The following is a 17,084-nucleotide window of genomic DNA, read 5'->3' on the forward strand; positions in this document are numbered from 1 at the left end:
ATTCATTAAATTTTAAAATTATAGTATAAGTAAATTTTTAAATTTTACATATCAAAATGTATAACTAATAAATATAATATATTATATTAATAAATTCTGAAAATAGCATAATTAATTTATAGATAAAAATAAAATAGTCTAGTTAATGTTAACTTAACTCTTTTATTTACTTAATGTAAATATTTAATGCTCTATTATTATTTCTTTTTTATTAATATAATTTAATAAGCTTTAAGAAAGTATTTTACTTATATAAAGTTATGTTACAGAATAAAGTATTATAATGATTTTAATTAGATAGAAAAATTAATTAGGTAGAAAAAATTAATTATTTTAATAGATAATTAAACGCTGATATCATATTTAATAAAATATATTCTTTCTTTATAAAATATGTTAATTTATTAAAAATAATATTTTATATTGTATAGTTAAAATAATTTTTATTATTTAATATTTTATGTAAATTCTATCTATTAGATTTTTATTCTAAATAAAATTATAAATATTTATTATGTATAATAAACGAATTTATTATTACTATTTTCTTTTATATATTTTACTATTATATCCTGTTTATTTAAATATAGTATTAAATACTAGTTTATAGATTATCTATAATAATAGAAGATATCTGTTTTCAGTAAATATTTTAAGAATACTAAGAATTAATATAGTTTTAAAAGGTAAATTGCTAGTAATCTGTTTTATTTAATTAGATATTATCTGAATAATATTTCAGGTAAATTTAGGTTAAATAAATACTTAAAAATTTTAATATTATTAAAGTAATTTTTTTCTAAATTAATAATTAGAATCTAAAATAATTCAAATTGACTAACTAACTTTAATAAATAAAGAATAGAAGTACTTTATATATCTTTCTTTATCGTTTATTTTATTGATAATATAATTATATATAAATAATTAATCATACTACTTATGTAAAAATAACACTTATATAAAATTATTAAATTTAAAAAGAATTTAAAATAAAATATTTTATAGATAAAGAATATTTTATGATATTATGATATCTATATTTTGTTTTGAATAACTTAAAACTAAAGAAATAATCTAATTATTTTATAGTATATATATTTTTTATAGCAAATACAATAAATATATAGATATTATTTTATATTCTAAAAATTAGAATTTTTTTCTGTTATACAGTATTTTAATAAAATATTATTTAACATAGATAAAAAATTGAACTCTATTAAAGATTTTCTTAACAGTAAGTTAATTTTTTAATAAAATTCATTATTACCATTCATAAATAAAAACTAAAGTAGTATTTTACAACAGGAAAAACTAAAACTAATAATTAATAAAGCTATTATTGAAATAATAGAATTTTTCCTATGTATAGAATAATAAAAAAACAAATTATGCATTATGTATTAAAAAATTAAAGTTTATATTCTAGATTTATTTAAAAATATTATATTAAAATTTAATAAATATTAAGTTAGGATTAATAATCTTAACTAATAATATTTTTATTTCTATGACTAATTATTGTAATTAATATGAAAGTATCTGCGTTAATAGCTTTTTATATCGTATATATTTTATTTTATATAATTTAATTTAGGGAGGTACCAACTAAAGAATTTAAAGGTACCATCCAGTTTTTGATTAGATTTAGTCTATTTTTGGACCCACAGCAGAAAATAATGCTTTCCCTGCTAATGTATCAGTATACTTATTAAAATTAATGATAAAACGTTTTGCTAAAATCTCAGCTTCTTGTTGCCATTTTTTGTAAGATACGTGCGTATTCCGTGGATCAAGAATTAATGGGTTAATATTCTGTAACATCGTTGGTATCTGAAGATTAAAGATTGGTAAAGTAGTAAAACTAGTTACTTTATCAATTTCATTATTTAAAATAGAGTCAATAATAGCACGAGTATCTTTAATAGAAAGACGCTCGCCTCTACCGTTCCATCCAGTATTAACTAAATAGGCTTGTGCGCCTACTGCTTGCATTCGTTTTACCAATACTTCTGCATATTGTATTGGATGAAGAAGTAAGAAAGCTTCACCGAAGCAAGCAGAAAAAGTAGGAGTAGGTTTAGTAATACCTCGTTCAGTACCCGCTAACTTAGCAGTAAAACCAGATAAAAAATGATATTTAGTTTGATCTATATTTAAGCAAGAAACTGGAGGTAAAACACCAAAAGCGTCGGCTGTTAAAAAGATTACCTTTTTTGGATGTCCAGCCTTAGATATTGGTTTGACAATATTTTTTATATGATAAATAGGGTAAGAAACACGAGTATTTTCGGTTTTTGAACTATCATTAAAATCAACTTGTGTATTTATCTGTACCGCGACATTTTCTAGTAACGCATCACGTTTTATAGCATGGTAAATATCTGGTTCAGCTTTTTCTGATAAATTAATAGTTTTAGCGTAACAACCTCCTTCAAAATTAAATATACCATCATCATCCCAGCCGTGCTCGTCATCACCAAGTAGTTTACGTTTTGGATCTGTAGATAGAGTTGTTTTGCCAGTGCCAGATAAACCAAAGAAAATAGCAACATCCTCTTTCTTGCCAACGTTAGCAGAGCAATGCATTGAGGCAATTCCTTTTAAAGGTAAAAGGTAGTTCATTATTGAAAACATACCTTTTTTCATCTCACCACCATACCAAGTACCACCAATTAATTGCATACGTTCATTCAGATTAAAAACTACAAAATTTTCTGAATTAAGCTGCTGTTCTTTCCATCGAGTGTTGATGCATTTTGCGCCATTCATTACAATAAAATCAGCTTTAAATTGCGCTAGTTCTTCATAAGATGGACGAATAAACATATTTTTTACGAAATGGGCTTGCCAAGCAACTTCTGTAATAAAACGAACTTGCAGGCGATTTTTATAGTTAGCACCACAAAAAGTATCCATAACAAATAAACGTTTTCCTGATAATTGCTGAGTGACCAATCTTTTTAAATACTGCCAAGTTTCTTGGCTTAGCGGTTTATTACCATTTTTATCTTTATCTCTATCAGCCCACCATAGGGTATTATTTGTTATATTGTCACGGACAATATATTTATCTTTAGGTGATCTACCAGTAAAAACACCAGTATTAACAGCAACTGTGCCTGATGAAGTAACGATACCACGTTCATAGCCTTCTAGTCTTAAAGAAGTTTCCTCCTTAAATAATAATGCATAACTTGGATTATATATAATTTCATCAACATTCTCGATACCATAGGTAGCGAGTTCTTGGGAAGTAATACCTTTAAAATTCATTATTATAACTCCTGGGCTATCAGTTTATTACTATAAATCTTTAACTATAATTAATTGCAATAGTTATCAAGTATTTTACTATTAAACTGACTATTTATCATTTTATGAGAGCTAACTTATTATTCCATATTTTTTTTGGTAATTTTCTATAGCACTCCAGTTATCAGTCATATCAGATTTTTCTTTAAGATAACTAATTAAATTATTTAAAGTGATAATAGAAATTACTTGACAATGATGATTCTGCTTAACTTCTTCTATGGCTGATATTTTACTATTACCTCTTTCCTGTCGATCTAGGGAAACTATTACACCAGCTAATGAGGCATTATAGGTAGCAATAATATCTATTGCTTCACGAACTGCGGTGCCAGCGGTAATTACATCATCTATTAGCATTACTCTTCCTTGTAATGGACTTCCTACTAAATTACCGTCTTCTCCATAATTTTTAGTTTCTTTACGATTAAAGCAATAAGAAATATCTCGTTTATAATCATTTGCTAATGCAATTATAGTAGTAGCAGCAATTGGAATACCTTTATAAGCAAGCCCAAATACTAAATCAAATTTAATATTACTTTTCATTAAAGCTATTGCATAAAAACGCCCTAATTTTGCTAAATCTTTTCCAGTATTAAATAATCCAGTATTAAAAAAATAAGGACTAACTCGTCCCGATTTTAGATTAAATTTACCAAATTTTAAAACTTGTTTACGAAGTAAAAATTCAATAAAATTGCGTTGATAATCTTGCATTAAAATGTGTTCCTTTCTTAGAATTTATTCTAAATTTATTATATAGTGGATATTTCGCTTAAAATAGACTCAAATATTAATTTGATAACTTTTATGTATCACGTAATTATACTTTTGCTTGTTTTTCTTTATCTAGGTATAACTTATAGAGATTTTAAGTAAGCCTTAATAAAATTACTATTTTAATGCTGTTTTTTGTGCCTCAAAAATAGTTGCAATACCATTGCGAGCTAATTCTAGTAATGTTAATAATTCTTCTTGACTAAATGGATTGCGTTCTGCTGTACCCTGTACTTCAATTATTCTGCCATCTTCAATCATTACTATATTCATATCAGTTTCAGCGATAGAATCTTCTTCATATTCTAAATCACAACGCGCTTCACCTTCCACGATCCCAACAGAAATAGCTGCTACTAATCCAATCTGTGGATTAGTTTTTAGCTTATTTTTTTTAAGTAACTTATTTAATGCATCAAACAATGCAATACAAGCACCACTGATTGCTGCTGTACGAGTGCCTCCATCTGCTTGAAGTACATCACAATCTATTATAATAGTACGTTCCTCAAGTTTTTTAAGATCAATGGCAGCGCGTAGTGAACGAGCAATTAGACGCTGAATTTCTAGTGTACGCCCTCTTTGTTTGCCCTTAGCTGCTTCACGAGGATTGCGAATATGGGTAGCACGTGGCAACATACCATATTCAGCTGTAACCCAACCTTGCCCTTGGCCTTTAAGAAAACGTGGAATGCTTTCTTCTATGGTAGCAGTGCATAATACTTTAGTGTCTCCAAGTTCAACTAATACCGAACCTTCTGCATATTTTGTATAATAACGTGTAAAATTTATAGAACGTATTTGCTGTACTCTTCTATTAGCTCGAGGCATTAATTTCTCCAGTTTTTATCTATACTTTAGTTAGTATTATATAATTGATACGTTTTTATGGAGATTAATGGTTAGTATGTAAAGTAATAACTTTATACTCTGTTAAATAAAAATAAATTTTTTTAATATTTATTTATAACGCCAGGTTGTTTCTTGTGGTCCATCTTCTAGCATTATATTCATCTCATCTAACTGACATCTAATAGAATCCGCTAGTGCCCAATTTTTATTTTTGCGAGCAGTATTACGTTGTTTAATTAATATATCAATTTTGCTAATTGTATAATTATCAATCTGACTATGATTTTGTAAAAAATACTCTGGGTCTCGTGTTAATAAACCAAGAACTGACGCCATATTACGTAATTCTATAGCTAACCCACTAGCAGCTACGTGATCTTTTTTTTTCAAACGATTTACTTCACGAGCAATATCAAATAATACAGAATAAGCCTCTGGTGTATTAAAATCATCATTCATTGCATTATGAAAACGTCTAATAAAATCTTTACCTCCAGCAGCGACAGCATTAACGTCTGTGCCTCGTAAAGCAATATATAAACGCTCAAGAGCTGCATGTGCTAATTTTAAATTTTTTACGTTATAGCAAAGTTCTTTACGATAATGAACAGACATAAAAAAGTAACGTATAGTTTCTGCATCATAGTTAATAAGTAACTCACGAAGGGTAAAAAAATTATTCAACGATTTTGACATTTTATTTTTGTCAATTATTACCATGCCTGTATGCATCCAATAATTAACATGAGAATTACCATGAGCACAGGTAGATTGTGCCATTTCATTTTCATGATGGGGAAATATAAGATCTGCACCACCACCATGAATATCAAAATATGTACCTAACTCTTTATTATTTATTGCTGAACACTCAATATGCCACCCAGGACGCCCTTTACCCCAAGGTGAATCCCAACTTGGATCACCAAAATTAGATATTTTCCATAATATAAAATCCATTGGATTACGTTTTGCGTCGGTTACTTCTACACGTGACCCTGCTTGTAATTGCTCTAAATCCTGACGAGAAAGCAAGCCATAATTAGGAGCGCTATCCACAGCAAAAATTACATCACCATTAATTGCAATATAAGCATGCTGACGTTCAATTAATTTCTGAATCATAATAATAATATCTTTAATATATTGCGTAGCTCGTGGCTCTTTATCAGGAGATAGCAAATTTAATGTTTTAAAATCACGATGCATTTCTGTTAACATTCTTGTAGTAAGTTGCTGATAATTTTCATTATTTTCAGTAGCACGTGTAATTATTTTATCATCAATATCGGTTATATTTCGAACATAAGTCAATAAATAACCTAAATATCGTAAATAACGTACGATCATATCAAAAGAAACAAAAGTACGTCCGTGCCCAATATGACATAAGTCATAAATAGTAATACCACATACATACATGCTAATTTCTCCTGCATGGATCGGTTTAAACTCTTCTTTTATGCGACTTAAAGTATTAAAAATTTTTAACATTATAAAATCCTAGGTTAATGTTTTTTAAGTTGTTGAGATTAAAATTGCTAGAATAAATTAAAACGCCAGCACTGAGCTGGCGTTTTAATAAGTTAGTCCTATATGTTACTTAATAAATACACTTACATATTTTACTATCTTCATATATGCAAATATATTGCTACAGCTATATTTAATGCTATAATTTCATAAATATACTTATAATACGATTATTCCTGTGCAATTACCGTTACCGTTAATTGTACAGACATATCCCGAGCTACTTGAATGCGAATTTCATGTACACCTAAGCTACGTATAGAAAACTTATCTTTTAAGCGTACCTCTTTTTTATTCACAGAAACACCAGCTGTATTTATTGCTTGCGCAATATCATTACTGCTAATAGAACCAAATAATTTGTTATTTACCCCAACTTTTGCTTTGAGCGTAACATTACCTAATTTCTCAAATTCATGAATACGATCTTTAATTTTAGCTATATTTTTAGCTAATTCAGTTTTAATTTTAGTGCGAAGTATATCAAAATTTTCTATATTTTTTTTGGTTGCTTGCACCGCTTTTCCTTGTGGAATTAAAAAGTTACGAGCATAACCAGTTTTTACATTAATTCGATCACCTAACATACCTAATTTTTTCGCTGAATTAATTTTTACTGTTTCAAGTAAAATGATTTCCATTACTTTATCCTCATTAAAGTCATTATAAATAACTTAATTATTAGTGACTATCAGTATAAGGTAATAAAGATAAGTAACGTGCAAGCTTGATAGCCCTAACAAGCTGTCGTTGGAATTTAGCGCGAGTACCAGTAATACGGCTTGGTACTATTTTACCATTCTCTGTAATATAATTCTTTAACATGCTGATATCTTTATAATCAATCTTTTTAATACCTTCTGCAGTAAAACGGCAATACTTACGACGACGGTAATAATGACGTGACATTTAGCTAATCTCCAGAATTTATTTATTTAATTTGCTTAGCATATAGAATTAGTTTATTTAATCTATTACACTCCAATAGTAATCAAAAAAATTACATGGTTAACTGAATATCAATCATTATACTATAAATTAATACATGTGATTAATAACCATTTATAGCTGGCAAATAATAGAAGCATTACCTAATTAATTATCATTAAGGTACTTACTATTTAGGATCCCTAATGTCTACCTCATTATTATGTTCTACAATAAAGTTAGGACGCTCACGGCGTTCATCTTTTGTTTTTATCATTGGTGATGCTTCAGTTACTACATTTTTAATGCGCATAATTATATTACGAATAACAGCATCATTGAAGCGGAAATTCATTTCTAGTTCATTAATTGCTTCTTGTGAAGCTTCAATATTTAATAAAATATAATGGGCTTTCTGCAATTTGTTAATTGGATAAGCCATTTGACGACGACCCCAGTCTTCCATACGATGAATTTGACCAGCAGATTTATTAATGATAGCGCTATAACGATCGATCATACTTGGAACCTGTTCGCTTTGATCAGGATGAACCATAAAAATGATTTCATAATGACGCATAGAATTGTGCTCCTTACGGATTATTCAGCCTCCTTGATTAGGGAATTAACCACTACTTCATAGAGACAAGGAACTATTTATTTACACTAAAAGTAATATGTAACTATACTTAGACAGTATAAAAAATTCAAGAAAAAGTGAAAATCTTATTTAGAATTTATACACATTGCTTACATGCCTACTAGCTAACAATAATTATTTTTTATTTTAGTAATATTAGTATTATCTTTTTCTACGATAGGTTAAAAAATTTTTTTCTAACATACTTGAAAAATAGTAAAAGTCTAAAAAAATAGAACATACAAAATCTCAGATAATTTTAGTAATCACTATATTAAAAGATAAATTTACTAATTTATATTTAGCTAGATATAGTTCTAATTTTTTTATAACACTATAAGATAGTGTTATTCTAGTTTACTTAAGATACCTGAAGGTTAACATTAATACTAATAGTGTGTATAGTACTAAGTTTTAATGTTATAATTGTAAAAATATTTAAATATTAACTAAAGTTAATAATTATTATATCTTTTAGATCTAATTAATTTATTCATTATCAATATAATAGATCTACAGAATTATATGATAATTAAATCCTAAGTTAAGATATAATATTGCATTAATTGTATCTTAATCTAGTGTATCTTTCTAATTTAAGCAAATTTATAGATATTAGCTAAATATATAATAAGAAAAAATAATTTATTTATTCGTGTTCTTAATATTTATCTTTAATCTATTTAATGTTATGAACTTAATCTTTATTAAATTAATTCTATCCTAGTAGGATAGAATTAATTTTTATTATATTGATTTTTAATATTATATAAACTAATTATATAGCATTCTCTTAAAGTCAGTTTCTATTATTAATAATTATAATAACTCATTATAAATTAATAATAATCATCATGTATTTTAATAATAGGTTTCTTTATAATTCTTATTTATTTAATTTTATATTATAACATTTAAAGCTAACGTATATAATGTTAAGTGATCTTTATCATATAAGAGTATATAAATAATTACTATTATATATTACACTAAATTTACATTATATAATAAATTATATAATAGGTTTATTAATAACATTATTATGATAATAATCACGGAGTTAATAATGGAACAATTAAATCATCTTCTTTTTACTTTAATTAATGCTACTCCTACATCTAATTTCAAGGTAATTATATTTGCTATTATACTTGCTAGATATGTTATTTTTATTATTCCTTTATCATTAATTGCCATATGGTTATGGGGAACTGCAAATAATATAGTATTACAACGTCAACTAGTTGTTAAAACAGCTACTGCTTTAGTTTTTTCAATGTTATTTTCTATATTTATTAGTCAACTACTACCTCATAAACGACCTTTTGTTGAAGATTTTGGTTATATTTTTTTAGTTCATGTTCCTGATAGTTCTTTTCCAAGTAACCATGGTAGCGCAATATTTACTTTTGCACTGGCTTTTTTATTTTGGCATAGACTATGGTCTGGTATGAGTTTAATTATTATTGCATTAGCTATTGCTTGGTCAAGAATTTACCTTGGTATTCATTGGCCATTAGATATGCTTGGCGCATTCTTTATTGGGCTTATAGGTTGTTTATTGTCACAAGTAATATGGTATTTATTAGGTAATTGTATCACTCAATATTTATTTAATATCTATCACCTTTATTTTGCCTTTCCTATTAGAAAAGGCTGGATAAAAGTATAAATTATATAATTAAGTATACTGTAGTAACGCTATATTTAACTAAAATTTACGGTACTTACTAAAATTTTATATAATCTTAATTATAAGTTATCCTTAATATAATTATTATTATTTTTACTAGAAAATAAATTACTCATATAACTAAGTTTATCTATATTCATTTGAAAAGTAGGGAATGGTAAAGTAATGCCATGTTCTTTATATCCAGCAAGTATTAATTGATGGATGTCATGCCTTAGTGGCATCCTATGTCCCATTTCAGCAGCATAAATACGTAATTCGAAGATTTGAATCCCCTGCTGTATATCAGTTAAGTATACCTCTGGTGCTGGCGTATCCAGTACAAATGAACAACAACGTGATGCGATTAATAATATTTCAGTAACTTTTTTACTGTTAGCTTCAATAGGTGCTGGAACAGTTAAAACTACTCGAGTAATTGGATCTGATAACGACCAATTAGTAAATTGTTCCGTAGTAAATGCTTTATTTGGTATGATGATTTCTTTACGATCCCAGTCAGAAATCGTAGTTGCTCTAGTATTAATTTTTGTTACACTACCGGTAAAATCACGTACAGTAACGGTATCACCAATACGAATCGGTTTTTCAAATAAAATAATTAGGCCAGATATAAAATTATTAAAAATATCTTGTACACCAAAACCCAAACCAACACCTAAAGCAGCAACTAACCATTGAAATTTTGCCCACTCAATACCTAATAATGAGAAACCTACCATGCCACCAAGTAACATTAATAGATACTTAGTAATAGTAGAAATAGCATAACCTGTACCAGGAGCAAGATTTAAATGTTGTAATAAAACTAATTCTAGTAATGCTGGTAAATTACGTACTAATTGAGTAGTAACAATTATAACTAAAACAACAATTAATATTGATCCTATGCTAATTGGCTGTATACTTTTAATTCCATTAAGTGTAGTAGTTACATTCCAAAGACAAATGTTTTCTAAAAAGCTAAAAGCAGAATGAATCTCTGACCATAGAGCAATAACAGAAACTAAAGCAATCATAGTAAGAATTGATCTAACTAATCGTAGTGACTGGGCGCTAATTACATCAAGATTAATCATAGGCTCTTCAGTTTCGTTAGAAATTTCAGGATTAATATTAAAAGCATTCTCATCGTCTCCACGTGCCCGTTGTGCTAAAATATCGGCACGGCGTTGCTTAGCGCGATCAAATGCAATACGTCGGCGTTGAATTAACATCCAACGCCGAATAATATAGTAAATAACTAGTAAAAAAAACCAGATAGCAACTGAAGTTTCTAAACGTACTAGTAACTCTTGAGCGGTAGTAAGATAACCCAGTGCTGAAGCTAACGCTGCAACTAAAGGGGCAGATAGTAATAGTTCCCATAATGTATAATTTAGCCTCTTCTGACTATGACCTTCTTTATCTAGATATAACGGTATACCAGCACGTTTCAAGCTATTAGTTACCAAACTAAGTGCAATGCATAATAGAATAAAACATAATCGTCCTAAGGTACCTGCAAATTCACGATCACTATAATTTTCAAAAGTAATTAAAATTATCATTAGTGGAATGATTAACCATACTGACATGCGATAGAAACGCATTGCTTTAGCAACTTGTGTAGGATGCCAGCGAAAATGAGCAATAAATAAACCATAAGGATGCGTAAAAGCACCACTTATCATAAATATCCACAATACAGGCACTGTTGCAGTAACAGCAATACCAATGTCTCCAGCAATTGGATAAAACCAGGTATTTTGTAAACCATAACCTAGCACCGCCCATAATACTGGCAATGGTAACGCTATTAGAATTGACCATAATACTGTATGTAATGTTAATGAAAATTTATCTTGATTAACTTTACCAAGGCAACTATTTGTCCGTTCGAGAAATTCATAATAATGTTGACGAGAGCTAATACTAAATCCTATAAAAAATAACGCACCAACAATTAGGATTATTGTTTGTTTATTAGTCATCATCATTACTAAAGCGCCACTGAGTTGTGACAAAGTTTCATGAGAGAATAAACGAGCAAGATCGCGAGCAACATTAGTCGGATAGGAAAGAGACAGTGGATTAACATCAGCAACCCAAAATAAATAACGGTGTGCAGCTTCACGTACTTCATTTAGCGCATCTACTAACTGGCTATCTGCTACTTTAAGTTTAGTTAGCTCTAAAATTTGGGTATCATAACCCGATAGTAATACATTAAGTAATTGACGCTGTGTACTTAATTGCGCATAAAGAATACGTTGTTGTTCAATAGTTAGTGGTTTTCCATTATCTTGGATAAACTTCATTTTATGTTGTTGTTTTTCTAAAGTATCTTCTAAGTTAAGCCGTTGGACACGTAATTGAGCCATATCACGATCTAATTGCTGAGATTTTGGCATTTCAGGTAATCTAGCTACCTGCATTCTTAGGGTTTCTCCTAAAGCAGGAGATACATTAATCCATCGCGCTTGTTCACAAATAGTATTTAGCGCTTGACGTACTTGTAAAGTTTGTGCTGCAACTGTACGCTGTGAAGCTGCAATTATATTCATTCGCTGGGTTTGTTGTTTTAGTATATAAGAAAGCGTACGGTTAGTTTGTAACTGGTTATTAATAGATACTGGTAAATTAATTCCTTGTCCTACTAATGACTCAGTGTGTTGTAATGCTTGTTCTGTTTCCTGCTGTCGTTGATTATTAATAGTATTACGTAAAACCTGCAATAATGCATCCATACGTTCATAACGTTTTTTATATAACTCAATACGTATCCGTGAAAGTTCCTGTCTATTATTAGCAGAAAGTTGAGATAACTCTAATTCATTAATCGTTGCTTTACGAGCTACAATTTCTGATTGTAATAAATAAAATTTAGCTTGTGCTAGGGGTGTCATTGAATTGCTGTAAGACTGGAGTTGTTGCTTAATTTCAGCAAGAATATGTCGTGTTTCTGATTGTTGTAATGGTATATATACAATAGAATCACTAATTTCTCTTGTACGTTCTTGCTCTTGTTGCATCTGGAGTTCTAAAGCTGATAGTTTACTGCTAACTTTAAGGATTTGTTGTTCAAGTTCATTAGTAGTAAGAGTAGTAGATACTAGTGGTGATTTATTATTTTCTTCTATTATTTTTTTTTGTAATGCTATAATTAATTTAGGGAAATTATTAATAATAGCTTGATATTGAATAGATTTATTTTTAGATTCTTTTGCTTCTTCTAACCAATTAAGCGCACCTTGCAATGCCTGAATAATTTCTGCGTGATTAGGTGTCTTGGTATTTAATGATGCCTGTTGCACAGCTTGCTTAAGCTGTGCTTCATTAACCTGAGTTGTCGCCTGAGCTATTATAGTAAATAATAGAGTAAATATACATATTATTATCAGACGCACGTGATAATTCCTTGTTTTCTTTTTATCGTTACTTCATGATTCTACCTTATATTAAGATATTGCTGTTAGCATAATTGCTTCTGCTAATGGTTCGCCTATACGAGTAATAGAACCATTACTTAATTGTACAGCTAAATAAACTTTATTCTCTGCAAATAAATTAATTACCGTAGAACCTAGTTTAAAGTGTCCCATTTCTTGTCCTTTCTCTAATACTATAACCCCTTTATCATTGACTGAAGTAGGATAAGTCCAACGACGTATTATACCCTTTCTTGGTGGGGTAATGCTACCTGCCCAAACTGTTCCTATACTACCGATAAAAGTTGCACCAACTAAAATTTGGGCCATGATACCAAAAGTAGTATTAAAGATACAGATAACCCGTTCATTACGAGCAAATAGATTAGGAATGTTAGCTGTTATTAACGGATTAACTGAAAATAAATCACCTGGAACATATATCATTTCACGTAATATACCATAACAAGGCATATGTACTCTATGGTAATTATAAGGTGCTAAATAAGTAGTAACAAATTTCCCGTTTTTAAATTCTGTTGCTAATTGATAATTACCCGCTAATAATGCTTCTAAACTATAATTATGCTCCTTAGCCTGCAAAATTTGTTCATTATGAATAGTACCTAACTGGCTTATAATGCCGTCAGCTGGTTGGACTAATACTTGATTACCAGTAGTAATAGGACGAGCATTAGCATGAAATGGGCGTATAAAAAATTCATTAAAAGAATGATAAGACGAGAATTCAGGATTCTCTGCATCTTTCATATCTATCTTATAATAACGACTAAATATTTTTATTGCTAACTGAGTTAGCCAGCCTGCTTGTTTATTAGCCCCCCATCCAGCTAATAATGTTAGCCATTGTTTAGGAAGTAAATATTGAAATTTTATTTTGATGTATTTTAACATAAAAACCTCATGAAAATTTATAAGTTATCAAAAAATTACTGTATACTAGATATCTTAACCTTATAGTAAACTATGGTTTTGTAAAAAATTTATTATTATAAACTATTAATTACAAATACTAGCTATTAAAAAATAATTTTTAGGTCTTAATTTATTTTAATTCATCTAATATACGATAATAATTATTAATATATTATTTAGTAATATTACCACGCTTAATAACTTATGTAATGCACAGTTGAGATTATTAAGATAACAATAATTACAAAATTTATAGCGTCTCAAATAGTTAAGAGGCTTAATAAATTTTTAAGCTACTTGTTATGACATTAAATACCAAAGACTAAATTTATATATATTAAGTTAATTAACTAAATCACTATCTGTTAAAAATATATAAACATGATACTATATTAGTGTATTAATATAGATTTGAGTTATATGAAATTATATTAATAAAAAATTTATTTTTAACAGTAGGTGACGAGTTATCTAATAGACTAGAGTTACCAATTTCTAATTAATTAATAAAAATACTGATACACCCAGTTAATACTTAAATAAAAACCTTCATTTTTCTCTATTAAGACTAGAAATTTTGAATATAGAATAATTTATATATTATGAGATAACCATGATACTACTAACCTGTTTATAACTAGCATAAACTTAGTAAATTAATATCATTTAATAGAATTAGTGATTTTATCTTCAAGATTTTAAAACTTATTAAGTAATGATTAGTAATATTAACAAATAATTTAAATAAGATAGCAAAAAAATAATAATTTGATTAATATTAGCAGTAATCGATTTTATACTATTATAAAAATTAGGATGTATTAAAATAGAAGTACATAGATAAATGTTATCAATAATATCTTTTGCCTGAATTGTTTCTTGCTACTCAATACGTAGCACTTATGCCACATCACTACTAGTTATCAGATAAAAGAAAATATGATTAATATACAACGCAATACTGTATACTATCATTAGTATTTATACTAGAACGCTAATTAAAACAACTAATAATAATCTTTTATACCTTGCTAAAGAATAAAATATTTAATAATAAGTTATCTATATAATCATTACTAATGACTTGATTATACTCAATGTTATTAGTTTTTAATTGATTTATTTTTTACCATTTCTTATTTGACTCTATATTTATCATTTAGGGAATCTTAAAAAGATATAATAATATATATTATTATATGAATTAATTTTTTATTTATTCTTTTAACAGTTGTTATATATAAGGATTGCTCAAGAAAATTAAGAATAAGTTCTCATATTTTATGCAGGTAAAATTATTATGACAAAAAATGAAAATCATCTAATCTGGATAGATTTAGAAATGACAGGTCTTGATCCACAGAAAAATCGTATTATCGAAATCGCTACCCTCGTGACTGATGCTAATCTAAATGTTCTTGCTGAGGGGCCAGAATTAGTATTACACCAATCTAGTGAACAACTTAATATGATGGATGATTGGAATATTAAAACCCATACCGATAGCGGGTTACTTAGTTTAATAAGAACAAGTAAAATTACTGAAAATCAAGCTGAATCACAGACGATTATATTTTTAGAAAAATGGGTACCTAAAGGAAAATCACCAATTTGTGGTAATAGCGTAGGACAAGATCGTCGTTTTCTTTTCCATTACATGCCAATTTTAGAAGCTTACTTTCACTATCGTTATCTAGATGTTAGTTCTTTGAAAGAGCTAGTTAGTCGTTGGCAGCCTAATATACTTAAAGGACTTACAAAAAAAAATAATCATCGAGCACTTGAGGATATCTATGATTCAATTGCTGAATTAGCTTATTATCGTGAACATTTTATCCGCTAATTATCATGTATATTATAGGATAAAAACTTTATCTTATATGAAAGATTATATTTTTAAAGACAAACTATGTAGTTTTATAGATATAGTACTGTTTACTTTTTTATTTTATCAAAATTAATAACATGTAATAGATCAAAATATATAATAATACTAGAATTTAAATTCGTTATAAAATAACTTAAGAATTAATCAAATTTATATAATAGTAATTTAAATAAAAGTGCTAAAGCATATCTATAGCAAGAATTATATTTAGTTAATATATTTTTAAACTAATAAAAAATACACGATTAGATTATTAATAATTTTTTAATAACTACTATCTACTTGTTAAATAAATAAAAATAGATAAAAAGTCTTTTTTACTAAAAAAACTAATAGATAATTATAATAAATTTTATTTATTCTACATTTATTATATTTAATATAAATTTTAATTTAGTTTATATTAATTTCTAATATAGTATTTAAAATTAGGGATTAATTTATACTAATAAATAAAAAATTTATTAGTATAACATAAATAATAATAGGCTCAATTAAATAAATTATATTATTATTTTAAGTTATTTTTTTATCTTAATAAAAAATTTAATACTGCTATTAACGTTATAGAATTAAGGAATACTAAAAGATTATGTCATCTTTAGAATGAGAATTTCATATAATTAAACAGTAACTTAATTTAGTTGAATAACAACAAAAGCATAATATAAAATATAAAATATAACTATTTATTATCAATGTTACAAAATTAATACTATAAATAGGAGCTATATAAGTTATCTATAAAATAGTAATGATATATTGATATTTATCACTATATCAATAATAATATATTATTTACTATGGCGTAAAAAAATTTAATAAGTTATTTTTGTAATATTTATTAAATAATATTTATTGGCTATCCACTAATAAGTTAACTATAATCTTATTTTATATATTTATTTAATATATTAAAATAAGATATTACGTTAAAAGTATTTAATAGTACTTTAATCTATATCTAATTTGATTTTTTAGATAATCTATTTTAGATATCTTAAAAAATCTATTTTATAGTATGTATTTAGCTTTATCATTAATTATTCAGCTTATTATTATGTTTACTAGCTAAATTAACTTTAATTTTACTTTTTTATTAAAAAG

Annotated in this window: 11 protein-coding genes; 2 read left to right on the forward strand and 9 right to left on the reverse strand. The window is 27.1% G+C overall.

Annotated features, from left to right (window positions below):
- Window positions 1-1,650: 1,650 nt before the first annotated feature.
- The 7 genes from pckA to rpsF form a co-directional block, all read right to left on the reverse strand.
- The gene (gene pckA / locus AB4W73_RS00490; protein WP_367680514.1) at window positions 1,651-3,279 is read right to left on the reverse strand and encodes a phosphoenolpyruvate carboxykinase (ATP); all 1,629 of its coding nucleotides are present in this window, start codon (window positions 3,277-3,279) and stop codon (window positions 1,651-1,653) included.
- A 111-nt stretch (window positions 3,280-3,390) separates the two neighbouring features.
- Window positions 3,391-4,038 carry an orotate phosphoribosyltransferase gene (gene pyrE / locus AB4W73_RS00495; RefSeq protein WP_367680515.1) on the reverse strand — a complete coding sequence of 216 codons (648 nt, stop codon included), beginning with the start codon at window positions 4,036-4,038 and terminating at the stop codon, window positions 3,391-3,393.
- Between the two features lie 177 nt (window positions 4,039-4,215).
- A complete protein-coding gene (rph, locus tag AB4W73_RS00500; protein ID WP_367680516.1) occupies window positions 4,216-4,929 on the reverse strand; it encodes a ribonuclease PH in 714 nt (237 codons plus the stop codon).
- A 129-nt stretch (window positions 4,930-5,058) separates the two neighbouring features.
- A complete protein-coding gene (cysS, locus tag AB4W73_RS00505; RefSeq protein WP_367680517.1) occupies window positions 5,059-6,444 on the reverse strand; it encodes a cysteine--tRNA ligase in 1,386 nt (461 codons plus the stop codon).
- A 209-nt stretch (window positions 6,445-6,653) separates the two neighbouring features.
- Entirely contained in the window at window positions 6,654-7,124 is a 471-nt protein-coding gene (rplI, locus tag AB4W73_RS00510; protein ID WP_367680518.1) for a 50S ribosomal protein L9, read from the reverse strand.
- A 40-nt stretch (window positions 7,125-7,164) separates the two neighbouring features.
- Window positions 7,165-7,392 carry a 30S ribosomal protein S18 gene (gene rpsR / locus AB4W73_RS00515; protein WP_367680519.1) on the reverse strand — a complete coding sequence of 76 codons (228 nt, stop codon included), beginning with the start codon at window positions 7,390-7,392 and terminating at the stop codon, window positions 7,165-7,167.
- A 208-nt stretch (window positions 7,393-7,600) separates the two neighbouring features.
- The gene (gene rpsF / locus AB4W73_RS00520) at window positions 7,601-7,990 is read right to left on the reverse strand and encodes a 30S ribosomal protein S6 (RefSeq protein ID WP_367680520.1); all 390 of its coding nucleotides are present in this window, start codon (window positions 7,988-7,990) and stop codon (window positions 7,601-7,603) included.
- A gap of 1,126 nt (window positions 7,991-9,116) precedes the next feature.
- On the opposite strand from rpsF, the gene ybjG reads away from it, so the two are divergent.
- A complete protein-coding gene (gene ybjG, locus AB4W73_RS00525; protein ID WP_367680521.1) occupies window positions 9,117-9,722 on the forward strand; it encodes an undecaprenyl-diphosphate phosphatase in 606 nt (201 codons plus the stop codon).
- Window positions 9,723-9,802: 80 nt separating this feature from the next.
- Here ybjG and mscM read toward each other — a convergent pair whose 3' ends face one another.
- The gene (gene mscM, locus AB4W73_RS00530) at window positions 9,803-13,132 is read right to left on the reverse strand and encodes a miniconductance mechanosensitive channel MscM (protein ID WP_367680522.1); all 3,330 of its coding nucleotides are present in this window, start codon (window positions 13,130-13,132) and stop codon (window positions 9,803-9,805) included.
- Between the two features lie 51 nt (window positions 13,133-13,183).
- Complete coding sequence (gene asd, locus AB4W73_RS00535) at window positions 13,184-14,068, reverse strand: archaetidylserine decarboxylase (RefSeq protein ID WP_367680523.1); 885 nt, start codon at window positions 14,066-14,068, stop codon at window positions 13,184-13,186.
- A gap of 1,321 nt (window positions 14,069-15,389) precedes the next feature.
- Here asd and orn point away from each other — a divergent pair.
- Window positions 15,390-15,932, forward strand: a complete 543-nt coding sequence (gene orn, locus AB4W73_RS00540) for an oligoribonuclease (RefSeq protein WP_367680524.1) — start codon at window positions 15,390-15,392, stop codon at window positions 15,930-15,932.
- Window positions 15,933-17,084: the final 1,152 nt, after the last annotated feature.

Source organism: Candidatus Fukatsuia anoeciicola, from assembly GCF_964059965.1.
Classification (GTDB): domain Bacteria; phylum Pseudomonadota; class Gammaproteobacteria; order Enterobacterales; family Enterobacteriaceae; genus Fukatsuia; species Fukatsuia anoeciicola.

Coding starts and splice junctions, on each gene's coding strand:
- pckA (WP_367680514.1), bottom strand. CDS start 3,279: ATGAATTTTAAAGGTATTACTTCCCAAGAACTCGCTACCTATGGTATC.
- pyrE (WP_367680515.1), bottom strand. CDS start 4,038: ATGCAAGATTATCAACGCAATTTTATTGAATTTTTACTTCGTAAACAA.
- rph (WP_367680516.1), bottom strand. CDS start 4,929: ATGCCTCGAGCTAATAGAAGAGTACAGCAAATACGTTCTATAAATTTT.
- cysS (WP_367680517.1), bottom strand. CDS start 6,444: ATGTTAAAAATTTTTAATACTTTAAGTCGCATAAAAGAAGAGTTTAAA.
- rplI (WP_367680518.1), bottom strand. CDS start 7,124: ATGGAAATCATTTTACTTGAAACAGTAAAAATTAATTCAGCGAAAAAA.
- rpsR (WP_367680519.1), bottom strand. CDS start 7,392: ATGTCACGTCATTATTACCGTCGTCGTAAGTATTGCCGTTTTACTGCA.
- rpsF (WP_367680520.1), bottom strand. CDS start 7,990: ATGCGTCATTATGAAATCATTTTTATGGTTCATCCTGATCAAAGCGAA.
- ybjG (WP_367680521.1), top strand. CDS start 9,117: ATGGAACAATTAAATCATCTTCTTTTTACTTTAATTAATGCTACTCCT.
- asd (WP_367680523.1), bottom strand. CDS start 14,068: ATGTTAAAATACATCAAAATAAAATTTCAATATTTACTTCCTAAACAA.
- orn (WP_367680524.1), top strand. CDS start 15,390: ATGACAAAAAATGAAAATCATCTAATCTGGATAGATTTAGAAATGACA.